The sequence below is a fragment of the Cobetia sp. MC34 genome (assembly GCF_018340035.1).
Taxonomy (GTDB): domain Bacteria; phylum Pseudomonadota; class Gammaproteobacteria; order Pseudomonadales; family Halomonadaceae; genus Cobetia; species Cobetia amphilecti.
The window spans coordinates 99812-122972 of the sequence record NZ_JADPPY010000006.1; the positions used below are offsets into that span (position 1 = coordinate 99812).

Genomic DNA, 23161 nt, shown 5'->3' on the forward strand with positions numbered 1-23161 from the left:
GGCCCTGACGGGCGCTGATCAATGAGGCTCGCGCATGGCGGGCCTCATTGGTATCGGCACTTGCCAGGGGATGTTGTCACCCGCACGTCTTGAGTGAACCAACAGAATTCACGATCCGCATGCCTGTCATGCGGCTCGGCAAGGAGAGGGCATGAGCCACACTGAAGACCAGCTGGCCAGCCTCGGCAAGGGCCAGAAGATGCCGTTGCAGCGGGACGTGGAGGGCATCTCGGTACCGTTCGGCAAGTCGGTGACCCTGCACGAGGACTCGGTGGTCGAAGTCATGCAGGCCAAGGGCGGCACCGTCAGCGTCGCCTTCGAGGGTCGCATGTACCTGATCGAGAGCTTCAGCCTCGATGCGCTGGGGCTGGACGCCGTGCCGCGTCCGCATCTGCCGGCCGGCCAGAGCGATGCCGACATCGAGGCCTTCGTCTGGGCCCAGCTGCGCACCTGCTTCGACCCCGAGATCCCGGTCGACATCGTCGAGCTGGGGCTGGTCTATGGCTGTCGTATCGACACCCTGATCAGCGGCGAGAAGATGGTCAATCTCAAGATGACGTTGACCGCGCCGGGCTGCGGCATGGGCAACGTCATCGCCGAGGACGCCAAGCGCAAGATTCTCGGCGCCGAGGATGTCTCCAAGGTCCACGTCGAGATCGTGTTCTCGCCTGCCTGGTCGCGCGAGATGATGAGTGAGGATGCCCGCCTGGAACTGGGCATGTTCTGAGCATCATCAGCGCACCTTAGTCGTCTGCTGTTGTCGCCCCTTGCGGTCTGCGGCTCTCTGGTTGGCCTGTCATGGCCGTCAGTCGCAGTAACACTTGGGCGAGATGCAGCAAACGCAACCGGATGGGCGGGAACCTCTCGTCCATCCGGCTATCCAATTCACGTTGCTGAGCGTCCGGGCAAGTTGCTGCCTCGGGCCGCGTCGGCACGTCCGTTTGACGGTTTCCCGTATCACCTGCCTCAAGGAAGACTCCCCAATGCGATTCCAGACTGCGCTGCGCACCCTGACCGCCACCCTGATCCTGAGCACCGCTGCCAGCGCGCAGGCCGCCTGGAAGCTGGATGGCGACGTCTCACAGCTGAGCTTCCAGACCACCAAGATGGCCAAGTCGGGCGCCAGCACCGTCGAGACGGATGCTTTCACCTCCTGGCGGGCGCGCGTCAATGACGCCGGCCAGCTGTCGGTGGAGATCGACCTCGACTCCGCCAGCACCGGTATCGACATTCGTGACCAGCGCGTCAGCGAAAAGCTGTTCGAGTCCGGCACCTATCCGTTGGCCGTGATGACCGCCAGTCTCGACATGCCGACCCTCAAGGTGATGGAGCCGGGCGATACCCAGCAGGTGGATGTCGAAGGCCAGCTGACGCTGCACGACAACACCCAGAACCTGCCGATGAGCCTGCAGGTGACGCGCCTGCGCGGCGATCGCTGGCTGGTGCAGACCCTCACGCCGGTGATGGTCGATGCTGAGCAGTTCGCGCTGGTCGATGGCATTCGCACCCTGCGTGACCTGGCCGGGCTTGGCAACATCGCGACCCAGGTGCCAGTCAACGTCAAGGCCGTGATGGTGCAGGAAGACTGAGCGGAGTCACCCGCATGCGTGGCCGGGGAACAGTCAGTGCTGGCAGAGCCTCGGCCGCTTGGGTAGGCTGGGCGCTCATGCCTGCACGATGTGACGGTAACGGCAGGAAAGACAGGCAGGGATGGGCGTGAGGAAGAGATGCAGCGAGTGATCATGCGGGCTGGCTGGACCATCGTCGGTCTGCTGGCCGCCGGTGCAATGACGGTGGTCGGGCTCAACCTCTGGGTCGTGATGGCAACGCACGATCGCATTGCCACGTCACCGCTGACCTGTCAGAGCCGTGAGGTGGGGATCGTGTTCGGCACCTCCCACGGCCTGGTGGGCGGGGGCAGCAATCCACACTATCAGGCACGCCTTGATACCGCGGCCCAGCTCTACCGCCTGCGCCGCGTCTCCAACCTGCTGCTCTCGGGAGACAACCGCACGCGTTACTACAATGAGCCGATGACCATGTGGCGTGATCTGCGAGCGCGCAACGTGCCGCAGGAGTTCATGACGCTCGATTACGCGGGCTTCTCCACCTTCGATACCCTCGTACGAGCGCACAAGGTCTTCGGTGTCGACGAGGCGGTGCTGGTCACCCAGCCGTGGCATTTGCCACGTGCGCTGTTCATCGCCGATGCGCTGGGCCTGGAGGCGGTGGGCTGTCCGGCCATCTCCGAGCGCCAGCCGCCGGGGCTCAAGCTGATGCTGCGCGAGTGGCTGGCCCGTGCGGCGACAGTGGGTGATCTCTACCTGTGGGGGCGCAAGCCGCGCTTCCTCGGGCCGCAGGAGTCGCTGCCGACGCCGGTGTTGTCATCGCACTCATCATCTCACTCCTCAGACAAGCACGTGATGTCGCCGGCGGAGGGCTCCGTGGCGGCCGGGTCAGGGCAGCAGGCCGCTGTCAGTCGTGATATGGCGGATGGAGTGGATGTGACGGATGCAGCGAATGCTGCCGACACGCCGGACCCGCATGCCCTCGCGCGTCAGGCGCAGGCAAGCCTGCTGGCCAGTCTGCCCGGAGTGAAGCAGGCATTGCTCCAGTGGCTGCCTGTCAGGTCTGATACGAACTAGCCGCGCATTGGTCTTGCCAGACGCACAGGGTCAATACGAAGACGCCCCGCACTTCCTTTGGAAGGCGGGGCGTCTTGCGTTCATGGCCTGGCGGCGGGCAGGTGGCTAGCCGGCGCGGCGGCGGGCGGCCTGACCTGTCTGGTGACGGTACAGCTCGCGAATCAGATGGCGGCAGTTGTGGAAGATGCCTTCCAGTACCTTTTCCATGCTGTCAGGCAGCGGATGCGTGAAGGCGGTCGAGCAGGCCTGCATCAGGACGCGTTCCTGTTCGAGCAGCTCGTTGATCAGCACCTGATTGTCATTGCCGACGATGCTCTTCAGGCGACTCCACAGCCACATGTAGTCATCGCGCTCGACATCGGCGTCGCGCGGCATCAGGCTCAGATGCTTGCGTGTCTCGACTTCCAGGGCCTGTTTGAGCTCGACACGGCTCGCATAGAAGGGCTCGAAGGCCTTCAGGAGCGCGGGACGCAGCCGTTCGGCGTTATCCTCGAAATAATCAAGACTGTCTGCCAGGGCTTCCTGGACGCTATCCATCGCCACCTGGCGATTGTCGAGAAACATGGGCGGTCACCTCCTCCGTCAGAAGAGATTGTGCGGGTGAAAACAGTGTTTTTCTACCCCTGAAGGGCAGAAAGTCAGGATATTTATTCCCGCACTGTCAATCCCTGCAGTTTACGACAATACAATGACGTTCTGGTGACGATCATCGTTGCCTTTCAGGCGCTAGCCTTGCCCTGTTTTCGTCGCTCACGCTCGTACACGCGCGGCCATCTGACCCAGAAACGCCAAGGGTGCAGTCATGACGACCTGCACCCTTGGGAAACGTTGCGCGCAATGCCCTCAGGCTTCAGCCCTAAGACTCAAGCCCTCAGCCCTTGGGCTTGGGCGGAATCTTCTTGGCCGGCGCGGCGGACTTGGCGATGTGATCGATGATCAAGCCGGCGATGTCCTTGCCGGTGGCCGTCTCGATGCCCTGCAGGCCCGGCGAGGAGTTCACTTCCATGATCACCGGGCCATGATTGGCGCGCAGCAGGTCGACACCGGCGACGGACAGGCCCATGGCCTTGGCGGCGCGGATGGCGGTGGAGCGCTCTTCCGGCGTGATGCGGATCTCGCTCGCGGTGCCGCCACGGTGCAGGTTGGAGCGGAACTCGCCATCGGCCGCCTGACGCTTCATGGACGCCACCACCTTGTCACCCACCACCAGGCAGCGGATGTCGGCGCCACGCGCTTCCTTGATGTATTCCTGCACCATGATGTTGGCTTTCATGCCCATGAAGGCCTGGATCACGCTCTCGGCGGCCTGGTTGGTCTCGGCGAGTACCACGCCGATGCCCTGGGTGCCTTCCAGCAGCTTGATGACCAGCGGCGCGCCCTTGACCATGGTGATCAGGTCGGGGATGTCATCCGGCGAATGCGCGAAGCCGGTGACCGGCAGACCCAGCCCCTTGCGCGACAGCAGCTGCAGGGAGCGCAGCTTGTCGCGTGAGCGGGAGATGGCCACGGAATCATTGACGACGTAGGTGCCCATCATCTCGAACTGACGCAGCACGGCGCAGCCATAGAAGGTGACGGAGGCACCGATGCGCGGCACGACGGCGTCGAAGTGCTCGATCTCGGCGCCCTTGTAATGGATGGAGGGGCGGTGCGAGGCGATGTTCATGTAGCAACGCAGCGTGTCCACCACGCGTGCGGTGTGGCCACGTGCCTCGGCGGCCTCGATCAGGCGACGGGTGGAGTAGAGGCGTGAGTTACGCGACAGGATACCGATATGCATGAAATCCTCCGGAGCCGAATGGGCCAGACAGAGATAGGAATGAATCAGAAGAAGACTGACGTGATGCCCGTCAGGAGGCGTGGTATTCGCCGGTGAAGCCCTTGTCGTATCGAGGCGTCACGTGATGCAGATGGCAGCGGGGCCAGCGTCTTGAGGCGAGATGCCGAAGCATGCCGCCGCGCGCCTGGCTGGTGCCGTCAGGGTTCGCCGTGCAGATAGGCGGCGCCCGGTGCAACCAGCAGGCGACGCAGGGCACGGCGCCCCAGCAGAATGGGGTGACGCATCTGGGAGCGGTCCACCAGCGTCATGTCGATATCGTAGTCGAGCCCGGCCAGCTTCATGCGCGAGCGAATCGCGTAGCGCCACTCGGCCTGACCATTGGATGAGCGCACGCGGCGGCGATCATGCACCGGCGTCTCGACCGTATGCGGCGGGGAGTCGCTACCGCCGGTCCGGGTGATGAAGCGAACCCACAGATCATCGTTATGTTCGAAGACCTCGATGCTCTCGGCATGCAGCGCACTGGAATGCGCACCGGTGTCGATCTTGGCATTGAGGTGCAGCTTGAGTTCCGGCAGCTCGATCAGCTCACGCCGACCCACCACGCCCCGCGGACGAAAGCCCAGCAGGTCATGATTCAGTGTCTTGAGATCGAGGGGCGGTGCCTTGTCGATGTGATGACGCGAAGTGTTCTTGTGATGCGACATGTTTCATCCTGAATCAGAGGGCGTGAGCGAAGCGGGCAGCGGCTCACGGCATGAAGACACCGGGCAGGCGCGGCACAGCGTAATGTGCGTTGCCGGCATGGCGGGGTAATGGCCAGGCGGGCGCGCAGCATAGTCACTTAACGTACTGACAGCAATCCTTGCTGAAGCCTCTTTTTTCGCGTCACGAAGCGGGGGATGACGGTGGCGCGGACAGCGCCCGGTAAAACCTCCCCGGGCACGTGGTCATGGCGCGATTTCATCGCCGTCAGACGCCTCGCTTGCGGGCGCTGGGCAAGTCACCCACGGCCACAGGCGCGGGTGGCATCGTGCAACTGGCGCGTCGCAACTTGCCCTGTTCACCGGTGCCGATCAGCCCCGATTCCACGACTCGATCAAGTGTCGTGGGTTATGCGCATGATCTCAAGCACTGTCACCTGTGGGCATGCCCGGCGTCAATGACGCGGGGCAGGATTGCCGGTATCGGCCTGGCGGGTCAGGGCGGCGAGCGCCTGACCCAGCGGGCTGTCCGCGCTTGCATTGCGCAGCGTCATCAGCACCGGCAGACGCAGACGCGGAATCAGGGCGAGGTCGCGGGCCAGGGCAGCGAAGTTGGCCTGCGGGCAGCTGGCCAGGCGGGTCAGGAAGGCCGGCAGACGTTCGGCATCTTCCAGGTGGGCGTAGCCGCGCGCGGCGATTGCGACCAGCACGTCGACATTGACGGCCTCGTCGTCGGCCAGCAGGGCATCGATCCACTCCGCCGCCGCAGGCCGTGGGCTGGCACCGGCGGCCCGCAGGCAGGCGCACAGCGTCTCCAGGTCCCCCAGGTCACGCGCGGCCTGGCCACGCGCGATCAGGGCGGAGAGCAGCTCGGTCTCGTATTCCTCCGGCAGCTGGCCAGCCAGCTGGGCATGGGCGGGCGGCGCCTGCTCCAGACACAGCGCGATGGCGCGCAGCGGCGTATCCGGCAGGTCAGCCAGACGCTGCACGAAGGCGGCGGCAAGCTCGCCGGACAACTCGCCGCGTCGTGTCAGCACGTCGGCAATGCCCTGCAGGCCCAGTGACGGCCAGTCATCCAGCGGTAGCTGGGCGGTGAGATACTGCTCGGCGAGCTCGTAGTACTGGCTGGCAGGGCGGTCACAATCGAGGCTGGCGCGAGCGTGCAGCATGGCGCGCAGGCTGTCATCCGGCGTGAAGGCCAGCGGGTTGTCCTGCATCAGGTTGTCGATCTTGCCTGCCTCGGCCTGCTGGAGATCAGGCCGGCCGACGGTCAGCGCCGTCTGACCCAGCGTCGTGATCAGGCGTTCGAGGAAGGCGTCGCGTTGCGCGGGAGACAGACGGCCTTCCTCATCCAGCGGCAAGGCCAGAAACCACACCAGCGGATCGTCGAGCCCGGCCGGACGGAACACGCATGCCAGGCGTGCCTGGCCCTTGAAGGGCTGCTCCCACGGCTGCTGTTCGGTCTCGAAGGCTTCGAGTTGCTCAAGACTGAGCGGCGCCAGGGTGCGGCCCAGGTGATAAAGGTGCAGCTCGGCGCCGGTGCGTGTGAAGAAGTTGCTCAAGGAAGAGAGAGGAGTCATGAGGCTCACCACGGCTGTGTCTCCGCCACGCCCTGGCTGGGCGTGTGGAAGAACGGAAGAAAAGAGTCTTGTCGAGCATCATTGCCACGCGTGGCATGTGTCGCTGAGTGACAGCTGCCGGCGCGCGACATGTGCCTGAGCATGTCTGGAATGGCAGCGACTTTAGCGATTCACCGGCTGTCATGCCACCCGCTGGCGTGTGATGACGGCCAGAGGGAAGAGGGCGACCTGATCCTATTATGGCCGCTCTTTCGACCCGTGATGGCTTGACAGATGACGCGGCACCTCAAGTCCCGCTGAGCGTTTTGCAGGTTGATGATTTTTTGATCAATTTTCGTCATCCCACGGCTGGCGCGGCTTGCAGCGTGACCGAGACGGGTTATCCACAGCATCGTCCACGGATGGCGTGAATAACTGTCATCCACTTGTCGTCAGGCTGACATCTAGCGCTGCAGGTAGCCCAGAAGGCGTCACTGGCCCGCCATGGCAGGCATGCTAGAATCGCGCTCATTGACAGAATTGCTGTCTTATTCCTTCTGGTTATGACCTTAAGGGATGAAATGATTGGGAATGCGGGGCAGTCCCGTTATCCTATACAACCAAATCACATATAAAAGGCTGTGCTTATACCTGTTCTGTTGGCTCGACATCCGCGATCAGCCGAATGTCAGCGACCGTCCAGCGCCAATGGCTCAGTCTTGCGATCCACGAGGAATCCCGATGCGCCAATCACGTTCGCTCGCAGCTGTCTTCTCTTCTACCGCTCTCAAGGGCGCCGTGATGGCTGCCGCGCTGGGCGCGACCACCCTGGGCAGCCTGGCGGCACAGGCTGACACCCTCAAGGTCGGCATGTCGGGCGGCTACTTCCCGTTCACCTTCGTCAAGCAGGACAAGCTGCAGGGCTTTGAAGTGGATGTCCTCAACGCCGTCGGCGAGATCACCGGCGACGACATCGAATTCGTGACCATGAGCTTCTCCGGCCTGATCGGCTCGCTGGAAGCCGGCCGCATCGACACCGTGGCCAACCAGATCACCATCACCGATGCGCGTAAGGCCAAGTTCGCCTTCACCCAGCCCTACGTCTATGACGGGGCTCAGGTGGTCAAGCGTCGCGGCAATGACGAGATCACTGGCGTCGAGTCCCTCAAGGGCCACAGCGTAGCGGTCAACCTGGGCTCCAACTACGAAGCGCTGATGAAAGAGCTGCCGTACGCCGACCAGATCGACATCAAGACCTATGAGTCCAACATCGAGCAGGACACCGCTCTGGGCCGTGTCGATGCCTTCGTGATGGACCGCGTCAGTGCAAGCCAGGTGATCCAGAAGACGCCGCTGCCGCTGGAACTGGCTGGCAAGCCGTTCTCGCGCCTGGAGAACGCACTGCCGTTCCGCAAGGACGCTGAAGGTGAGGCCAAGCGTGACGAGGTGGATACCGCGCTGACCGAGCTCAAGGAAAATGGCCGCCTGGCCGAGATTTCCAACAAGTGGTTCGGCAACGACATCACCACGCCTTGAACATTGCCCGCTGCGCCCTGATACAAGGGCGCATGCCAGGATGTCATGTGCAAACGGGGTGACGGCTTGACCGTCGCCCCGTTGTCGTCATGTCGACGGGTGTCTTTCCAGACCCTCAGCCAAGCCCCCAGCCTGTCCGGATAACGAATGGATACTCTCAATATCGATTACATGCTTGGCCTGTTGCCGGTCATGCTCAAATACCTGCCACTGACACTCAAGATGGCCTGTATCGGCATGGTGGCCGCGCTGGTGCTGGCCTCGCTGTTGGCGGTAGTGCGGGTGCTCAAGGTGCCGGTGCTGAACGCGCTGACCATCGTGTTCATCTCCTTCTTCCGCGGCACGCCGCTGCTGGTGCAGTTGTTCCTGTTCTACTACGGCCTGCCGCAGGTGATGGCGTTCCTGACCCAGATCGATGGCGTCACCGCGACGATTCTCGGCCTGACGCTGCACTTCTCGGCCTACATGGCCGAATCCATCCGCGCCGCCATCGTCGGGGTCGATCGCAGCCAGACCGAGGCGGCGCTCTCCATCGGCATGACCAATGTCCAGCTGATGCGACGCATCGTGCTGCCCCAGGCGGCCCGCGTGGCGGCCCCCACGCTGATGAACTACTTCGTGGACATGATCAAGTCCACGTCGCTGGCCTTCACGCTGGGGGTGACCGAGTTGATGGGCGCGACCCAGAAGGAAGCGGCCAGCAGCTTCCTGTACTTTGAATCCTTCATCATGGTGGCCATCGTCTACTGGGTGATGGTGGAAGGGCTGTCCTTCGTGCAGCGCTGGATGGAGAAACGTCTCAACAAGGCCTATCAGCGATGATTGCAGTCAGAAACCTGGTCAAGAAATTCGGCGGGCAGGCCGTACTCGATGGCATCACTCTGGAAGTGAAGCAGGGTGAGATCATCGTCGTCATCGGCCCGTCAGGCACCGGCAAGTCCACGCTGCTGCGCTGCATCAACTTCCTCGAGCAGCCCGATGGTGGCGAGATCCAGATCGGCGAGCGCAAGGTCGAGGCTACACGCGCCAGCCGTCACGACATTCTCGGTCTGCGTCGCAGCAGTGCCTTCGTGTTCCAGAACTATGCGCTGTTCGCCAACAAGACGGCGCTGGAGAACATTGCCGAGGGCCTGATCGTCGTCAACGGCTGGCCCAAGGCCAAGGCGCACCAGCGAGCGCGCGAGATTCTCGAGCGTATCGGCATGAGCGAGAAGGCGGACGCCTTCCCGGCGGCTCTGTCAGGCGGTCAGCAGCAGCGTATCGGCATCGGGCGCGCCATGGCCGCCCAGGCCGAGGTGATCCTGTTCGATGAGCCGACCTCGGCACTGGACCCGGAATGGGTCGATGAGGTGCTGGAGCTGATGAAGCAGCTGGCGGTCGAGCGCCAGACCATGATCGTGGTCACCCACGAGATGCAGTTCGCTCGGGAAGTCGCCGACCGCGTCATCTTCATGGAAGGCGGGCGTATCGTCGAGCAGGGGCCGCCGAGTCAGCTGTTCAGCGCGCCGAAGGATGACCGCACGCGCGCCTTCCTGCGCAAGGTGCTGGATGAAGTGCCGCCGCAGTGCGCCGAGGGCATCTGATACTGCCCGGTTGAGGTAATGCCCCTCAGGCCACCTGAGGTAAAGCCTCGGGCAGTACCTGCGACAGACACAACGGCCACCGCGATATCCATCGCGGTGGCCGTTGTCGTTTCTCTGGCGGTGATCATTGATCCGCTTCTGGTGTTGCAGGGCGCGTTCAGGGCGACGCTTCATGGGGCCGCAGCGCTTGGCTAGCCGTGGCGGGGCATCGAGCGCACCTTGTCGAAGGCTTCCTGAAGCGCCATCGAGACGCGCTCTTCCAGCAGCTCCTGCTCGGCGGGCGCCATGTAGAACGCCATGTCGACGTCGTGGCGGATATAGCGGGGCGCCAGCTGATTGAGCGCGATGCAGGCCACGTCTTCGCGGCTGTCGACATCCATGGCGTGGCTATCGGGATGCAAGCGCAGCTGGTCGAGCACCAGCTGCTCCATGTAGTTGTGTACGCCTGCGCTTTCCATGTGTATTGCCTCCTGGTGATGGGTGCTATCTCCCATGCAGGGCCGTGCCCCCTGACATGTCGATCCCTTCAGTGTGCTCATCAGTATCTTCATCCGAGCTGACTCTCTGTGACGCTCTCCCATCCACTCGCCAGCGCGGTTGCTGGCGGCAGGACAGCAGGCGGCGGAGTCTTGGGTGTCGCCTGCCGCTCAAGGTTTTTCAGCCGGTCAGCAGGCGGGTTTCCGCCTCTTCAATATGATCAGCCAGTCCTGATAATACCAGTGTATCGCCACACGCCAGCGTCAGGTCGCCGGTGGGTTCTTCCAGGTTCTCGCCACTGGCGCGCACCACGCGTGAGACGAGAATGCCGCACACTTCCGGCAGGGCGATGTCGTCCAGTCGCCGGCCACAGGCCCAGGCATTGGCGGTCAGCGTCAGCGGATGTCGTCGCAGCAGCGGGTTGCCGCGTTTGTCGGTCAGCTGGGACTGCTGACCATGGAAATAGCCATGCAGCATGCTGTAGCGCGCCTCACGCGCATTCTGGATCGAGCGCGCCACGCGGCGGAAGGGCACCTCGAGATTGACCAGTACATGCGAGACCAGCATCAGCGAGCCCTCGAGCACCTCGGGAATCACCTCGGTGGCCCCGGCGGCCTTGTAGGTCTCGAGGTCCGCGTCATCCTGGGTGCGCACCAGCACCTTGAGGTTCTCGAGTTCCAGCGGCTGGATGGCGCGCAGAATGGCCAGCGCATGCGAGAGCTGATTGACGGTGATCACCACCTGACGGGCGCGCTCGATACCGAGCGCGCGCAGGATTTCCAGACGCTGAGCATCACCGAACACCACCGGCTCACCGGCGCTGGCGGCCTCGTGGACGCGGATGGGGTCGGCATCGATGGCGATCCACTCAAGTTTCTCCTGAGTGAGAAATCGCCCCACTGTCTGGCCGACACGCCCGAAGCCGCACACGATGACATGGCCACTGAGCGGGGCGGTGGCGGCGCTCAGCTCCGCGGTGGTGTGCGGGTTCTCCTGAGTGGGCGTAGTGGAGCGACACAGGCGGCGCGTCAGTTGCTGGTTGTGGCGAATCAGGCTTGGCGTGACCACCAGCGAGCCGATGATGATCGCCACCACCAGGCCCACGGTCTCGTTGTCCATCAGGCGTTGCTGACTGGCCAGGGCCAGCAGCGCGAAGCCGAATTCTCCGCCCTGGGACAGCACCAGGCCAGTGCGCAGCGCGCTGTCCAGCGGGCGGCCGGAGAGGCGCGCCAGTCCGGTGATCAGCAGTGCCTTGGTCGCCAGCAGGCAGGCCACGCCGATGACGACCCAATACCACTGGGCCAGCAACACCTGCGGGTCCAGCAACATGCCCACCGAGACGAAGAACAGCCCCAACAGGATGTCGCGGAAGGGCCGGATGTCGGCCTCGATCTGATGGCGGAAATGGCTCTCGCCGAGCATCATCCCGGCCAGGAAGGCGCCCAGCGCCATCGACAGATGCAGGCTGTGGGTCAGCCAGGCGGAGAACAGCGCCACCAGCAGCACGGTGAGCACGAACAGCTCTTCCGAGCGCGCGCGAGAGATTTCCTGGAACACGAACGGCAGAACCCACTTGCCGATCATCAGCATCACCGCCACCAGCCCCAGCCCCTTGATGAGCATCAGGCCCAGGTCACTGAGCAGCTGGCTGCCATCACCGGCCATGGCCGGAATCAGGATCAGGAACAGCAGGGCGGCGAGATCCTGGAACAGCAGCACGCCCACGGCGGCGTGGCCGTGGGGGCTGTCCAGTTCATTCCAGCGCGCCAGTTCCCGCGTGACGATGGCGGTGGAGGAAAGCCCCAGCGCGCCGGCCGCGACCAGCGCCGCCGCCGGTGACAGGCCAAGCGCCGAGCCCAGCGCCCAGAACAGGCCGCTGCATACCGCCACCTGACAGGCACCCAGCCCGAACACCGTGGTCTTGAGGGCGCGCATGCGCGGCACCGAGAATTCGAGGCCGAGCGAGAAGAGCAGAAATACCAGCCCGAATTCCGACAGGAAGGCGAGTTCTTCCGGGCGACCGATCCAGCCCGCCAGATGAGGGCCGACCAGAAAGCCGACCGCCAGATAGGCCAGCACCGGCGGCAGATGCAGGCGGCGGAACAGCGCCGCGGCCACTACCGAGGCTCCCAGCAGTATCATCACATCATTGAACAGCGTGTCTGCCATGCGGCCTCCTGGCCTTCCGTGAGCATCATCGGGATAATAGCGTGAACGAACCATGCATGATTTGACGGAGGTCGCATGAATCCGACTGAACAACCCCAGGACGGCGAAATCGCCGGCAATCCCTACGACGAGCTGCGCGCGCTGCTGGCACGTCTGGAAGCGACCATGAAGGCAGCAGACCTGTGGCGCATGGACACGCCATCCCCGCAGGCCTTCATGAGTGTGGAGCCATTCTGTGTCGATCGCATGGACATGGGCCAGTGGCTGCGCTTCGTGTTCATCGCCCGTCTGCAAGCGCTGTGCGATGCCCGTGCGCCGTTCCCCGCCAAGTGTGAAGTGGCGCCGGCCATCGAGGCCTGGTTGAAGGATGCCCGCCCCGAGCGCCGCGTGGCGATGACGGAAGTGATTCGTGAGATCGACACGCTGATCACGACGCACTGATTGCCGGGCAGGCATCTCACCTCGCACCGAGCCTTCTCTACCCGACACCTCCCACTTTGCCCCTATGCAGGCGTGATGCCCTCGTATTGCGCCTCGAGACAACTGTCAGGAGCTTGCATGGCCTATTACTTCGCCTACGGCAGCAACATGAATCCGGCGCGTGTCGTGGCACGCATCGGCGAGACGCGACGGGCCGTGCATGGTTGGCTGCAAGAGCATCGCCTGAGTTTCGACAAGGCCTCTCGAGTCGAGGGTATCGCGCATGCCAACGTGCAGCCTGCGCCGGGCGAGCGCGTCGAAGGCGTGCTGTACGAGCTGCTCGAGGCCGAGCAGATCACGCTGATGGACCCCTTCGAAGGCCGCCCGCATGAATATGAGCGTTTCCTTCATCCCATCGTCACCCGTGAAGGCGTGATCGACGCCTGGGTGTATGTGGCGCTGCGCGAGCGCACCGCCGAGGGCCTCAAGCCGGCACGCGAATACCTGGAGCACCTGCTTGGCGGGCGTGACTTCCTGACGCCGGACTACTTCACGGCGCTGAGCGGCGTCGAGGCCGTGCATGCGCTGGATGACGCCACCCTGGCTCAGCTGGGCCTGTCGCGCACTACGCCGCGCTGACGGTCGCCTGAAAGCGAACGGGTGCCTGTCATCTGTTTTCGGTCAGCTGTCGTGTGGCAACAAAAAGCCCGCCTCTCGTTGGAGAGGCGGGCTTTCGTGTTTCTGGTCACGCTGCGTGACTGATTGGCGTGAGCCTCAGTCCTGCGCGGCCAGTGCCGGGTCCAGGTTCGTCTGGTCACGACGGCTGGCCAGCATGCCGATGATCAGCCCCGCCAGTGCCGGCGCCAGCCAGCCCAGATTCATCGAGGCCAGTGGCAGCAGCGGCTCGATGCGGTGCGAGATGGCCATCAGCGAGTCGATGCCACTGGCTTCGAAGCCATCCAGCAGGCTGACCAGCAGCGTCAGGCCCAGGGTCCAGGCGAACACGCGCGGCGCATCGTGCAGGCGCGGACGCAGGTAGGACAGCAGCGTCAGCACCAGCACCAGCGGATAGAGCGTCACCAGTACCGGAATCGAGACGCTGATCAGGGTCGAGAGGCCCAGGTTGGCGATCAACGCCGAGGCCACGGCCATCACGATCACCAGCAGGCGGTAGGGCACGCTCGGCAGCAGGCGATGGAAGAACTCGCCGCAGGAGGTCAACAGGCCCACCGCGGTGGTCAGACACGCCAGGGTGATGACCAGCGCCAGGATCAGCTTGCCGGCATCGCCGAACAGTGCCTCGACGTAGACCGGGATCAGCTCGCCCTTGGCCGCTTCGCTGACCAGCGCATGGCTGGTGGCGCCCATGTAGGTCAGCGGCAGGTAGACGGCGGCCAGACAGATGGCGGCGATGGCGCCGGCCCACAGGGTGTAGCGGGTCACGTCAGCGGTCGCGGTGATGCCGCGTGCCTTGATCGCCGAGACGATCAGGATGCCGAACACCATCGAGGCCAGCGCATCCATGGTCAGGTAGCCCTGCTGGAAGCCGGTCATGAACGGCGCCTCGGCCCACTCGGGGCTCACCGGCCCCAGCGGCCCCTGCGGGTCGATGATGGTGAACAGCGCGATCAGCGCCAACAGCGCGATCAGCAGCGGCGTCAGCCACTTGCCGACCACATCCATCAACTTGCCCGGGCTCAGCGCGATCAGCGTGGCGATGCCGAAGAACAGCACCGAATGCAGGGCCAGGCCGCTCTGTGCTGACATGTCGATGAAGGGACGCATGCCCATCTCGAAGGCCACGGTGCCGGTGCGCGGAATCGCGAACATCGGCCCGATGGACAGGTAGATGGCGACGCCGAAGGCCGCGGCTGCCCACTTGGGCAACGGCGAGGTGATCTTGTCGAGGCCACCGCCGATCACGGCCACCGCGACGATACCGGCCAGCGGCATGCCGACACCGGTGGCCAGAAAGCCCAGTGCCGCCGGCCAGAATTCGGCACCCGCGCCCTGACCCACCTGAGGCGGGAAGATGATATTGCCTGCGCCCAGAAAGAGGGCAAAGGTCATGAAGCCCAGCGCCACGATATCGAGGCTGGAAAGTCGTGTTTTCACTATGACGTCCTACGGATTCAGCAGATGCGTTGCAGCAGGCGTCATCAGGTGACCGATGAGGTGGTCGGTCAGGCAAGAAGACGTGCCGAGAAGCCGTTGGCTAGCGACAGGGGTGGGTCACCAGCAGACCCGGGAGCAGCGGGGTAGTGTTGCGCGCGGGCCGAATGGCGAGATCAGGCTGACGGATTGTCGCCACCCTGATCTGACGCGGCGCATTATCGTTGATTTCACGTAGCAAGACAAAGCCACGCGGCAGGCTCACTGCGCGGCAGGCGCCGGGGGCGGTAGTGGAATGAAGCTCGGCCAGTCGTCCGACACCACGAAGATGCGCCATTGCTGGCGGGGTGAGCTGGCGGTGGTCGGCTCTCCGTCAGGCGCTGCCACGCTGCGCTCCAGCCACAGCTGGCGGGGGTGTTGATGCGTGCGCTGGCGACTGTGCTGCTGAGCCGCCGCATCTTGCTGAACCGGTTCGTCCGGCCTGAGGTCATCAGCGGCGCCGGGGGGCTCGAAGTGATCGCGCAGCCAGCGGTCCAGTTCATGCCATGGTTGGAGCGACGCCACGGGCGGGGCGGCCAGCCAGGCAGGTTTTTCCCTGACACAGCCCAGCAGCGGGCCACCATGCATCGGGGAGGCCTCGAGGGTCTGACAGAAGGCGGCAAACTGGCTGACGCTCATCCACCAGCCGGCCTGGCGCGCACTCTCGGGATGGCAATGGCGGGGCGGGGGCAGCCAGTCGGCGGGCGCCTTGTCTGGCTGCCAGGGGCGAAACAGGCAACCGGGCAATGCCAGTTGCTGGCCTGCGAGCAGCGGGGCAGGCGGATCTTCTGCCAGCGGTGAGTTCGTCTCGCTCGCGCCTGCCTGTCTGGCCAGTGCTTGTCTGGCAAGTGCCTGGCGGATCGTCTGCTGCCCGCGCTCGGTATAGGCCAGGGGCAATTGATGCTCAAGGCTGCGCTGATACTTGATGGCGAGGCTGTCGGCGCCGCCGGGGCCTATCCAGCGTGCCGGGCTGTCGGCCGCTTCGGGGCCTTCGGGCAGGCCGAGATAGAACTTGATCGCGACCTCCAGGTGCGTGGGCGCCGTGTCCTGCGCCGCCAGATAGAGCATGTCCAGCTCGCCCAGCGTGATCTTGCCCTGGGAAATCCTGAGGTTGTTGACCAGCAGGCGACTGCCAGGCGCGTGTGCCAGCACGAATTGCCAGAGCAGCTCGTGGTAGTGGCCCAGGCGATAGTGGCGGCGCTCATTCACGGCGGCCTCGAGCGCGTGGGGCGCCTGCTCCAGCGCCATCAGCCAGTGGTGGCGGACGCGGTCATCCTCCAGCCCGAGTGCCGCCAGGGACGGGCGCGGGTAACGCGCAAGCTGCAATAGATCCGGGGTGTTCAGAAGCCAGGCGATATCCCTGACGCGCGGGTGACTGTAGTGCGCGCAGTCGCGGCGCAGGTCGCAGCCGGTTGCACAGGGGGAGTCGGCCCATTGGGCAAAAGGGGGCGATGACTCGGCTGCACCGGGCGATGCATGGGACGGGGCTTCGGGCTCGATAGGCATGACGCCAGTGTATCCCACGTCGGATGACGGTCGATAATGCGTGGCACCGTTCGGGGCTGGCTCTGTGTGAACCGAGCCGAGTGCTGCTTGCCGGCCGTGGTGTCCTGCTGGTGCTCCTTTTCTTCCTCTCTCTGCTCCCTCTGTCTTCTCGCTCCTTTCCCTCACTCGCCACTCTATTACCCGACCCTTTACACCAGCCTTGCACTGCTCACGCGACACTTGCTCGCCGTTTTCTTGACGCTCTTCCAACACGTTCTGCTGTCCGCCGACGGAAATGCGACGGCCGTCCCCAGGCTGTCATCATTTTGACATCGTTGCGTGGGTCGCCTAAGCGATTGAAAACGTTGAGATTACTTCGCGTGGGTGGGTGAGGGTGCTTCAGTCTGGGTTGGAAGAGCGCTGAATTGATTCGCTGGGGGAATCAATCCTGTTCCGGCGCGGGGATATATCCCGCGGCTCGCGAGGTTCACAATGCACTCCATCAACGTTGCAGCAAATATGCAGGGCTGATGAGGCGGTATTGACCTCGAGCTCTTGGTTGTCAAGCGACATGAATCTTCTCGACATCAGTGGGCAAGACGTCACCGACTGACAGTGTGAGGGGCAGAATCCACACCTTGAACAATCGGTCAATGAATATTCGTAAAGATTGATGTGCACAATTTCTTGCTGCTAGACGCTGTTTTCAGGCGTCTCAGCCAAAGCAAAAAGAAAAATACGCATTTTCTTGTTTTTGTGGCATCCAGTTCTGCTGTGGCGACGTATAACTCATCAGCACAGCAAGACACACCCTGCAGCGTGCAGCATGTTCGACCAAGGTGGTGGGCGAGACACTGTCTTCCTCAACCAAAGTCGATAGTGATCTGCCAGGCCGAAGCGCCGCTCAAGGGGATGGGCCAGCACGCAAACAAGGAATTCTTGCACTCTCCATGTTGTACAAGTCTTTTTCAGAACCGCTGCAATAGCTTTATGGGTGATGAGAGGGGCAGGAGGGGCAAGCGCTGGGGAAGGCCGTTCGTTTCCAGTGGCGTTGCTCAAAGAGAAACAGTGAGCTTCCAGTTGCACGGCTAGTTTGAACGCAGCATAACCATTAGTCTGTTAATCATCGAAACGCAGCACGCACCACAGTCAGTGAAGGCCAGGACCCGGACAGGGGGCAGCAAACCACTCCTTCACTGACTGACAACGACTCAAAGCGGAAGCATCCGCACCAGGACCAGGAGATACACCATGAAAAACATTTCCCTCAAGACTCTGATCGCTACCGTCGCCATCGCCACTGCCAGCACCTCCGTGTTCGCAGCCGACGATAGCCCTGCCGCCGTGCGCGTCCAGAACGCCATCAGCAGCCAGCAGATCATGGGCCAGACTCAGCCGGCTGCCACCAGCCAGCAGAGTTTCTCCGAAACGGGCATGAGCGTTGCTGCCGGTCGCGTTGAGCAGGCGCTCAATGCTGACCACATCCGCGGCGTCGATACCGCTGCCGTGCCCCAGGCCAACGCCACCGTCAATGATCAGGGCAAGAGCGTCGCCGCTAGCCGCGTTCAGCAGCACATCAGCGACAACGCCTGAAGCAGAGTGGGTCACGCTGACAACTCAGTGACCCCCGAACATCGCCTCACCTGACATTCGACCTTGCCCATTTCTGGAGAATCATCATGAAAACCCTGACTTCCCTGATCGCCGCCGCTGCCATTTCCATTGCTGCCACCGGCGTTGCCACCGCTGATGAAAGTGTTGCCGATGCCCAGGTGCGTGCCGCACTGAGCGAACAGGTCATCCACGGCCAGGCGCAGCCCGCCGCGACGCAGCTGAATGCTACCGAGTCCGGCATGAGTGCCGCTGCCAACCGTGTCGAGCAGTCCCTGAACGCCGACACCATCAATGGTGAACAGACGCACGCCGTCTCCCGCGGCCAGAGCCTGAGCAACGACAACGGCAAGAGTGTCGCGGCATCACGCTTTGAAGATGCGCTGAACGACAACGCCTGAGTCTGCAGGTCCTGATTCATGACCCCAGGACCACAGCAGCACTGATCTCCCTTTTATCTATTCGCTATTCACCTTTTTTGGAGACATCTCATGAAAACCCTCAATGCCCTTATCGCCGCCGTTGCCCTGTCCGTGACCGCCACTGGCGTCGCCAATGCCGATAGCGTTGCCGACCAGCAGGTTCGCGCCAACATCAGCGAATCCGTGATCCACGGTCAGGCCCAGCAGGCAGCCACTCAGCAGCAGGCCATCACCGATGCAGGCAAGAGCGTTGCGGCCAGCCGTGTCGAGCAGGCGCTGAACAGCCAGACCATCAAGGGCCAGCAGGCGCAGGTCACTCGCGACACCCAGCAGTTCGTCAATGATTCCGGCAAGAGCGTTGCCGCGTCACGTGTCGAGCATGCCCTGAACGACAACGCCTGATGCGTCGCGCCGTCACGCTGACGGCAGCGAACAAGGACTCTGCTTGCGACCTGGCTGACCTTTTTGACCCAGTTGGCCCGGTTGACCCGAACAAAGATTTCACTGGAGATATTTCATGAAAATGCTCAATACCCTCATCGCCGCCACCGCGCTTTCCGTTGCTGCCACCGGTGCTGCCTTTGCAGACAGCGTCGCTGACCTTCAGGTGCGCTCTGCGCTCAGCGAATCCGGCATCCACGGCCAGGCCCAGTCCGCCGCCGCCGAGCAAGCCACCTTTGCCGATACCGGCATGAGCGTTGCCGCGGGCCGTGTCGAAAGCTCCTTGAACGATGCTGCGATCGAAGGTCAGCGCGAGACACTGGCGTCCGACTCCCAGCAATTCGCCAACGATGCTGGCAAGAGCGTTTCCGCGACTCGCGTCCAGCATGCTCTGAGCGAAAGCGTCTGATTCAGATTGTCTAAGCCAGGTTGTCTGATTCAGATTGTCTGAGCCCCGCTCTGATTCGTGACCACGCATAGCAGCAACTGACTCAAGTGTCCCCGCAGCAAGTGTCGTCTTGAGCAGCAGCAAGAGTTTTAAGCAGCTAGAGCTTGAAGACATAAAGGCTTGAAGACATAAGGGCTTGGAGACATAAGAGCTCGAAGAATCAAAAGCGTGAACAAGCCAGTCGTAAAGCAGTGTCACTGACACTGATCGCCAGGTGATACCTCGTAGCGAAGTGAAACGGCAGTCTGACCCTTCCTGAAATGGCCGGTATCTGTCGGGAGTCATCCCGCGCAGCGACGCCCCGTGCCTCATACGATGTCGTAGAAGGGCCCCGCCATGGGCAAGCCTGAACAGCGCGCCATCGTAAGCCGCATCCTTGTGGGTAGTGCTTGTTGATGGTCTTTGATAATTGTTCATGTGGGTGATGTCAGGTATCAACTCTGATAGATATCCCGCCTGGATATACGCAGTACATGAAGTGATCAATGATGTGTCACTTCATGGCAACTCGATAGTGAAAATGAACGGAGGATAGAAAGATGATCAAGTCATTCATGACTCACGGCCTGGCAGCGTTTGCCCTCGCCACCAGCGGTCTGGCCAGTGCCGATATCAGCACTGATGACAGCAGAAATGCGCGCTTCAATAGCGCTCAATCTCACGGCATCCACAGCGAAGTGCGTGATTATCAGAAGAGCGAAAAGCGCTACGCCGCAAATCCTGACATTCTGATCACCAGCCGTGGCAATGTGTTTGCCGATAGTGATGTGCATGGTGCAGTCGATATCGATGCCGATCATCGCTGAGTTTTCGATGCTGATGGTTCACATGACACGCTTCACATGACTTCATGCCACAAGTTGTCATTGCGAAACAATTGAAGCGCTGTGATTTGATTGCCGCTGCTTGAATCACCGCGCAGCGACGATCGAAAGCGTAGGCACTGATGCGCAAGCCAGTGACTACCGGAATTCAGGGAGAGCGAAAGGAAATATCCCAGACGTAGAGACACTTGGATAGTGAGCAGAACGCTTGAGCAAGGGCTTTGGGACCCTCCACCATCCCCTCTAGAACGACCTGGTGGCAAAACCCTTTCTCAAACGCTTTCCTGTCCTGGGTGTCGCTGTCCCGACATTCATTGCCCGCCATCATGGCGGGTTTTTTTATGCTCGGATTCCAGAAGGGCACAGCAAGTGGCTGGTCGACTCTGTGTATGGCACCTTGCTTGATGCCCGCAATATGCTGAGGGTTTTCCAGATGATTCGTAAGGATTCATCGGCAGTTCACTGTATGGGTGTCATGATGAATCACGGTGATTAAACGTTGTTGATTGCCGGCCTGCATGTCGGATATCCCGAGGCAGGATGCCATGATATCAATCAAGTGGAGGCCCATGATGGTGCGCGCAAAACTCAAGAAAGTGGCAGGTTCATTGGTGTTGGGCGTTGGTTTGATGTCAGGGAGTGTGATGGCGGGTGATGTCGTCGAAAAGCCCAAGGTGCTGATCTTCGATGTCAATGAAACGCTGCTGGATCTTGCCTCGATGCGCAGTTCCGTTGGCGAGGCACTGGGGGGAAGAGAAGACCTGCTGCCCCTGTGGTTCTCGACCATGCTGCATTATTCTCTGGTGTCTACCGTGACTCGGGATTACCACGATTTCGGGCAGATCGGTGTCGCCTCGTTGCGGGTGGTCGCGCAGAACAACGGTGTCGAATTGACGGATGAGCAGGCGAAGAAGGCCATCATCACCCCGTTGCTGACACTCCCGCCTCACCCTGATGTCAAGGAAGGTCTGGCCAGGCTAAAGGCTGAAGGCTACAAGATCGTCAGTCTGACCAACTCGTCCAACAAGGGCGTTCAGGCGCAGTTCGAAAACGCGGGATTGCTGCCGTATTTCGATGCGCGCTACAGCATTGAGGATATCCAGATCTACAAGCCGGACCTGCGTTCCTATGAATGGGTGCTGGACAAGCTTGATGTCGAACCCGAGGAAGCCATGATGGTCGCGGCACATGGCTGGGATGTCGCGGGCGCCAAGGAGGCGGGCTTGCAGACCACGTTCATCGCCCGCCCGGGCAAGGCCCTGTTCCCGCTATCAAAGAAGCCCGATCATGTCGTGAAGGATGTGAACGAACTGGCCGACATTCTGCAATAGCACCAGAGCCCTTGATTGACAGAATCCTTGATCGACGGGTGCTGAAGATATCCTGTCATCATGGCGTTTATGGCATTGGTGAGGCTGGCGGGCGTCGAGTGACAGGGCAATTTGCCTGTTCATGGTGAGATTGCCAGCCTCAGCGCATGGCAGATGACGGCGTCAATGGTAGGCTGGGCGGCATTCCCCTTCTTACCGACCGGAGCTGAATATGAGTGACGCATCACAGCAGCATGGCCACCGTGCCCCTCAGATCATCGAGCCGAGCGCCCAGGCGGATGCCTGCGTGATCTGGCTGCACGGCCTGGGTGCTGACGGCAGTGATTTCGTGCCCGTGGTGCCTGCGTTGGGTCTGCCTGAGAATCACGGCGTGCGTTTCGTCTTCCCGCATGCACAGGAGCTGGCCGTGACCGTCAATGGCGGCATGCGCATGCCGGCCTGGTACGACATTCTCGAGATGAATCTCGGGCGGCGCGTCGATGAGGTGCAGCTGCGTGAATCCGCAGCCTACGTGCATGCCTTGATCGAGGAGCAGATCGCCCAGGGAATCGCCAGTGAGCGCATCATTCTGGCCGGCTTCTCCCAGGGCGGCGCGGTGGTCTATGAGGCGGCGTTGAGCTGCGAGCGTCCGCTGGGCGGCTTGCTGGCGCTCTCGACCTATTTCGCGACCAGCGCGACCATTGCGCCGAGCGCCGCCAATCAAGGCCTGGCCATCAGTGTCCATCACGGTACCCACGACGATATCGTGCCGCTGGCACTGGGTGAGGCGGGCGCCGAGAGTGCGCGTGCGCTGGGACATCCGCTGGAATGGCAGACCTGGCCGATGGCGCACGCCGTGTGTCTCGAGGAAATCGAGGCGATCGGTGAGTGGTTCAAGGTGCGTCTGCTGGCCTGATCGGCTGCCAGGATCGACTGTCAGTATCGACTGCCAGAGCAAAAACGCCGCTGACGGAGTGATTCGTCAGCGGCGTTTTCATGTGCTGCCAGCGGTTCCGTCATGCGCCATCAGCGCTCATGTCAGATGCTGGTCGCGCTCAGCAGCGATAGCGGTAGGCGAGGTGTTCATCCTTGCGCGGGCCGGTGATGCGCCAGTCGAGATCAAAGCCCAGGGCATTGCCCGTCTCATCGCGCACGATGACCAGCGTGGCGGCGTAGAGATCATCGATGCACAGATGCGCTTCACGACTGACGAAGTGATCTTCGCCTCGAGCGCTGTCGGCCACCAGGTCGAACAGGAAGACGGCGGCATCGCGGCCACGACGCTCATGACTGAGCGACAGTGCCTCGCCATCCGCGGTCAGCTGCCAGCGATAGCGGTTGTGGAAGTTGACGCTGGATGACTGGCCCTCGAGCTGGAACTGGCCCTGCTCGATAAATACCACGCTCTCCGCCACTTGCTGAGCCGCCTGTCGTGCCCCGTCGTGAGGGGGAACAGTGGCTTCTCGAGAGACCGTCACCTCGCCGCTTCCCTGGCCAGACCAGGCATTGCGCGAGGCCGGGCCGGAGCGTGACGAAAAATCCAGCCGGCGGATCTGCGCGAGCAGCGCATAGAGGGTTACAATTGGTGTCAACTTC

The 23161-nt window shown here is 62.4% G+C and carries 24 protein-coding genes; 15 read left to right on the forward strand and 9 right to left on the reverse strand.

Translation table 11 applies throughout. The features are described 5' to 3' along the window. Positions 1-151 precede the first annotated feature (151 nt). The 3 genes from sufT (at position 152) to IZU87_RS05245 (ending at position 2645) form a co-directional block, all read left to right on the forward strand. The gene (gene sufT / locus IZU87_RS05235; RefSeq protein WP_043335218.1) at positions 152-727 is read left to right on the forward strand and encodes a putative Fe-S cluster assembly protein SufT; all 576 of its coding nucleotides are present in this window, start codon (positions 152-154) and stop codon (positions 725-727) included. Between the two features lie 256 nt (positions 728-983). Then, positions 984-1589 (forward strand): YceI family protein, encoded by a 606-nt coding sequence (locus IZU87_RS05240; RefSeq protein WP_213113898.1) that lies wholly within the window; start codon positions 984-986, stop codon positions 1587-1589. Between the two features lie 138 nt (positions 1590-1727). Further along, positions 1728-2645: a SanA/YdcF family protein gene (locus IZU87_RS05245; RefSeq protein WP_213113899.1), complete on the forward strand. Its 918-nt coding sequence runs from the start codon at positions 1728-1730 to the stop codon at positions 2643-2645. Positions 2646-2750: 105 nt separating this feature from the next. On the opposite strand, the gene IZU87_RS05250 is transcribed toward IZU87_RS05245, so the two are convergent. The 4 genes from IZU87_RS05250 to IZU87_RS05265 all read right to left on the reverse strand — a co-directional run bounded on the left by IZU87_RS05250 (position 2751) and on the right by IZU87_RS05265 (position 6709). After that, positions 2751-3209 carry a hypothetical protein gene (locus tag IZU87_RS05250; protein ID WP_043335223.1) on the reverse strand — a complete coding sequence of 153 codons (459 nt, stop codon included), beginning with the start codon at positions 3207-3209 and terminating at the stop codon, positions 2751-2753. A gap of 307 nt (positions 3210-3516) precedes the next feature. Continuing rightward, positions 3517-4425 carry a 30S ribosomal protein S6--L-glutamate ligase gene (rimK, locus tag IZU87_RS05255; protein ID WP_043335225.1) on the reverse strand — a complete coding sequence of 303 codons (909 nt, stop codon included), beginning with the start codon at positions 4423-4425 and terminating at the stop codon, positions 3517-3519. A gap of 197 nt (positions 4426-4622) precedes the next feature. Further along, positions 4623-5132 (reverse strand): ATP-dependent zinc protease family protein, encoded by a 510-nt coding sequence (locus IZU87_RS05260; RefSeq protein ID WP_082388802.1) that lies wholly within the window; start codon positions 5130-5132, stop codon positions 4623-4625. A gap of 452 nt (positions 5133-5584) precedes the next feature. Further along, complete coding sequence (locus tag IZU87_RS05265; protein WP_153635365.1) at positions 5585-6709, reverse strand: DUF3549 family protein; 1125 nt, start codon at positions 6707-6709, stop codon at positions 5585-5587. Between the two features lie 780 nt (positions 6710-7489). Between IZU87_RS05265 and IZU87_RS05270 the strand changes: the two genes are divergently transcribed. From IZU87_RS05270 to IZU87_RS05280, 3 genes are all read left to right on the forward strand, one after another. Continuing rightward, positions 7490-8224, forward strand: a complete 735-nt coding sequence (locus IZU87_RS05270) for an amino acid ABC transporter substrate-binding protein (RefSeq protein WP_213113934.1) — start codon at positions 7490-7492, stop codon at positions 8222-8224. Between the two features lie 147 nt (positions 8225-8371). After that, entirely contained in the window at positions 8372-9046 is a 675-nt protein-coding gene (locus IZU87_RS05275) for an amino acid ABC transporter permease (RefSeq protein ID WP_043335389.1), read from the forward strand. Continuing rightward, complete coding sequence (locus IZU87_RS05280) at positions 9043-9807, forward strand: amino acid ABC transporter ATP-binding protein (RefSeq protein ID WP_131431600.1); 765 nt, start codon at positions 9043-9045, stop codon at positions 9805-9807. Before IZU87_RS05275 ends, IZU87_RS05280 begins: the two co-directional genes overlap by 4 nt. A 191-nt stretch (positions 9808-9998) precedes the next feature. On the opposite strand, the gene IZU87_RS05285 is transcribed toward IZU87_RS05280, so the two are convergent. Continuing rightward, positions 9999-10265: a late competence development ComFB family protein gene (locus IZU87_RS05285; protein WP_054556810.1), complete on the reverse strand. Its 267-nt coding sequence runs from the start codon at positions 10263-10265 to the stop codon at positions 9999-10001. Positions 10266-10464: 199 nt separating this feature from the next. Continuing rightward, positions 10465-12453, reverse strand: a complete 1989-nt coding sequence (locus IZU87_RS05290) for a monovalent cation:proton antiporter family protein (RefSeq protein WP_213113900.1) — start codon at positions 12451-12453, stop codon at positions 10465-10467. A 75-nt stretch (positions 12454-12528) separates the two neighbouring features. On the opposite strand from IZU87_RS05290, the gene IZU87_RS05295 reads away from it, so the two are divergent. Both IZU87_RS05295 and IZU87_RS05300 read left to right on the forward strand, forming a co-directional pair. After that, complete coding sequence (locus tag IZU87_RS05295; RefSeq protein WP_054556809.1) at positions 12529-12894, forward strand: YqcC family protein; 366 nt, start codon at positions 12529-12531, stop codon at positions 12892-12894. Positions 12895-13011: 117 nt separating this feature from the next. Continuing rightward, entirely contained in the window at positions 13012-13512 is a 501-nt protein-coding gene (locus IZU87_RS05300; RefSeq protein WP_213113901.1) for a gamma-glutamylcyclotransferase family protein, read from the forward strand. 135 nt (positions 13513-13647) lie between these two features. Here the strand turns inward: IZU87_RS05300 and brnQ are convergent, their stop codons facing one another. Both brnQ and IZU87_RS05310 read right to left on the reverse strand, forming a co-directional pair. After that, positions 13648-14988 (reverse strand): branched-chain amino acid transport system II carrier protein, encoded by a 1341-nt coding sequence (brnQ, locus tag IZU87_RS05305; RefSeq protein ID WP_197738709.1) that lies wholly within the window; start codon positions 14986-14988, stop codon positions 13648-13650. A gap of 258 nt (positions 14989-15246) precedes the next feature. After that, positions 15247-16530, reverse strand: coding sequence for a DUF1853 family protein (locus tag IZU87_RS05310; protein ID WP_213113902.1), 1284 nt, complete (start codon positions 16528-16530; stop codon positions 15247-15249). Between the two features lie 1230 nt (positions 16531-17760). Between IZU87_RS05310 and IZU87_RS05315 the strand changes: the two genes are divergently transcribed. The 7 genes from IZU87_RS05315 to IZU87_RS05345 all read left to right on the forward strand — a co-directional run bounded on the left by IZU87_RS05315 (position 17761) and on the right by IZU87_RS05345 (position 22481). After that, on the forward strand, positions 17761-18102 hold the full coding sequence (locus IZU87_RS05315) for a hypothetical protein (RefSeq protein ID WP_213113903.1): 342 nt from the start codon (positions 17761-17763) through the stop codon (positions 18100-18102). Positions 18103-18188: 86 nt separating this feature from the next. Next, complete coding sequence (locus tag IZU87_RS05320) at positions 18189-18521, forward strand: hypothetical protein (RefSeq protein ID WP_213113904.1); 333 nt, start codon at positions 18189-18191, stop codon at positions 18519-18521. A gap of 90 nt (positions 18522-18611) precedes the next feature. Then, positions 18612-18944 carry a hypothetical protein gene (locus tag IZU87_RS05325; RefSeq protein ID WP_043335408.1) on the forward strand — a complete coding sequence of 111 codons (333 nt, stop codon included), beginning with the start codon at positions 18612-18614 and terminating at the stop codon, positions 18942-18944. A gap of 115 nt (positions 18945-19059) precedes the next feature. Beyond that, entirely contained in the window at positions 19060-19392 is a 333-nt protein-coding gene (locus tag IZU87_RS05330; RefSeq protein WP_043335409.1) for a hypothetical protein, read from the forward strand. A gap of 578 nt (positions 19393-19970) precedes the next feature. Further along, on the forward strand, positions 19971-20237 hold the full coding sequence (locus IZU87_RS05335; RefSeq protein WP_213113905.1) for a hypothetical protein: 267 nt from the start codon (positions 19971-19973) through the stop codon (positions 20235-20237). Positions 20238-20824: 587 nt separating this feature from the next. Continuing rightward, positions 20825-21586: a haloacid dehalogenase type II gene (locus IZU87_RS05340; protein WP_213113906.1), complete on the forward strand. Its 762-nt coding sequence runs from the start codon at positions 20825-20827 to the stop codon at positions 21584-21586. Positions 21587-21797: 211 nt separating this feature from the next. Continuing rightward, positions 21798-22481 carry an alpha/beta hydrolase gene (locus IZU87_RS05345; protein ID WP_213113907.1) on the forward strand — a complete coding sequence of 228 codons (684 nt, stop codon included), beginning with the start codon at positions 21798-21800 and terminating at the stop codon, positions 22479-22481. Positions 22482-22620: 139 nt separating this feature from the next. Here IZU87_RS05345 and IZU87_RS05350 read toward each other — a convergent pair whose 3' ends face one another. Beyond that, the gene (locus IZU87_RS05350; protein ID WP_213113908.1) at positions 22621-23157 is read right to left on the reverse strand and encodes a DUF6314 family protein; all 537 of its coding nucleotides are present in this window, start codon (positions 23155-23157) and stop codon (positions 22621-22623) included. Positions 23158-23161: the final 4 nt, after the last annotated feature.

Bases quoted from the DNA above. Each gene is read 5' to 3' on its own strand.
- sufT (WP_043335218.1), top strand. From the start codon at position 152: ATGAGCCACACTGAAGACCAGCTGGCCAGCCTCGGCAAGGGCCAGAAG.
- IZU87_RS05240 (WP_213113898.1), top strand. From the start codon at position 984: ATGCGATTCCAGACTGCGCTGCGCACCCTGACCGCCACCCTGATCCTG.
- IZU87_RS05245 (WP_213113899.1), top strand. From the start codon at position 1,728: ATGCAGCGAGTGATCATGCGGGCTGGCTGGACCATCGTCGGTCTGCTG.
- IZU87_RS05250 (WP_043335223.1), bottom strand. From the start codon at position 3,209: ATGTTTCTCGACAATCGCCAGGTGGCGATGGATAGCGTCCAGGAAGCC.
- rimK (WP_043335225.1), bottom strand. From the start codon at position 4,425: ATGCATATCGGTATCCTGTCGCGTAACTCACGCCTCTACTCCACCCGT.
- IZU87_RS05260 (WP_082388802.1), bottom strand. From the start codon at position 5,132: ATGTCGCATCACAAGAACACTTCGCGTCATCACATCGACAAGGCACCG.
- IZU87_RS05265 (WP_153635365.1), bottom strand. From the start codon at position 6,709: ATGACTCCTCTCTCTTCCTTGAGCAACTTCTTCACACGCACCGGCGCC.
- IZU87_RS05270 (WP_213113934.1), top strand. From the start codon at position 7,490: ATGGCTGCCGCGCTGGGCGCGACCACCCTGGGCAGCCTGGCGGCACAG.
- IZU87_RS05275 (WP_043335389.1), top strand. From the start codon at position 8,372: ATGGATACTCTCAATATCGATTACATGCTTGGCCTGTTGCCGGTCATG.
- IZU87_RS05280 (WP_131431600.1), top strand. From the start codon at position 9,043: ATGATTGCAGTCAGAAACCTGGTCAAGAAATTCGGCGGGCAGGCCGTA.
- IZU87_RS05285 (WP_054556810.1), bottom strand. From the start codon at position 10,265: ATGGAAAGCGCAGGCGTACACAACTACATGGAGCAGCTGGTGCTCGAC.
- IZU87_RS05290 (WP_213113900.1), bottom strand. From the start codon at position 12,453: ATGGCAGACACGCTGTTCAATGATGTGATGATACTGCTGGGAGCCTCG.
- IZU87_RS05295 (WP_054556809.1), top strand. From the start codon at position 12,529: ATGAATCCGACTGAACAACCCCAGGACGGCGAAATCGCCGGCAATCCC.
- IZU87_RS05300 (WP_213113901.1), top strand. From the start codon at position 13,012: ATGGCCTATTACTTCGCCTACGGCAGCAACATGAATCCGGCGCGTGTC.
- IZU87_RS05310 (WP_213113902.1), bottom strand. From the start codon at position 16,530: ATGCCTATCGAGCCCGAAGCCCCGTCCCATGCATCGCCCGGTGCAGCC.
- IZU87_RS05315 (WP_213113903.1), top strand. From the start codon at position 17,761: ATGAAAAACATTTCCCTCAAGACTCTGATCGCTACCGTCGCCATCGCC.
- IZU87_RS05320 (WP_213113904.1), top strand. From the start codon at position 18,189: ATGAAAACCCTGACTTCCCTGATCGCCGCCGCTGCCATTTCCATTGCT.
- IZU87_RS05325 (WP_043335408.1), top strand. From the start codon at position 18,612: ATGAAAACCCTCAATGCCCTTATCGCCGCCGTTGCCCTGTCCGTGACC.
- IZU87_RS05330 (WP_043335409.1), top strand. From the start codon at position 19,060: ATGAAAATGCTCAATACCCTCATCGCCGCCACCGCGCTTTCCGTTGCT.
- IZU87_RS05335 (WP_213113905.1), top strand. From the start codon at position 19,971: ATGATCAAGTCATTCATGACTCACGGCCTGGCAGCGTTTGCCCTCGCC.
- IZU87_RS05340 (WP_213113906.1), top strand. From the start codon at position 20,825: ATGATGGTGCGCGCAAAACTCAAGAAAGTGGCAGGTTCATTGGTGTTG.
- IZU87_RS05345 (WP_213113907.1), top strand. From the start codon at position 21,798: ATGAGTGACGCATCACAGCAGCATGGCCACCGTGCCCCTCAGATCATC.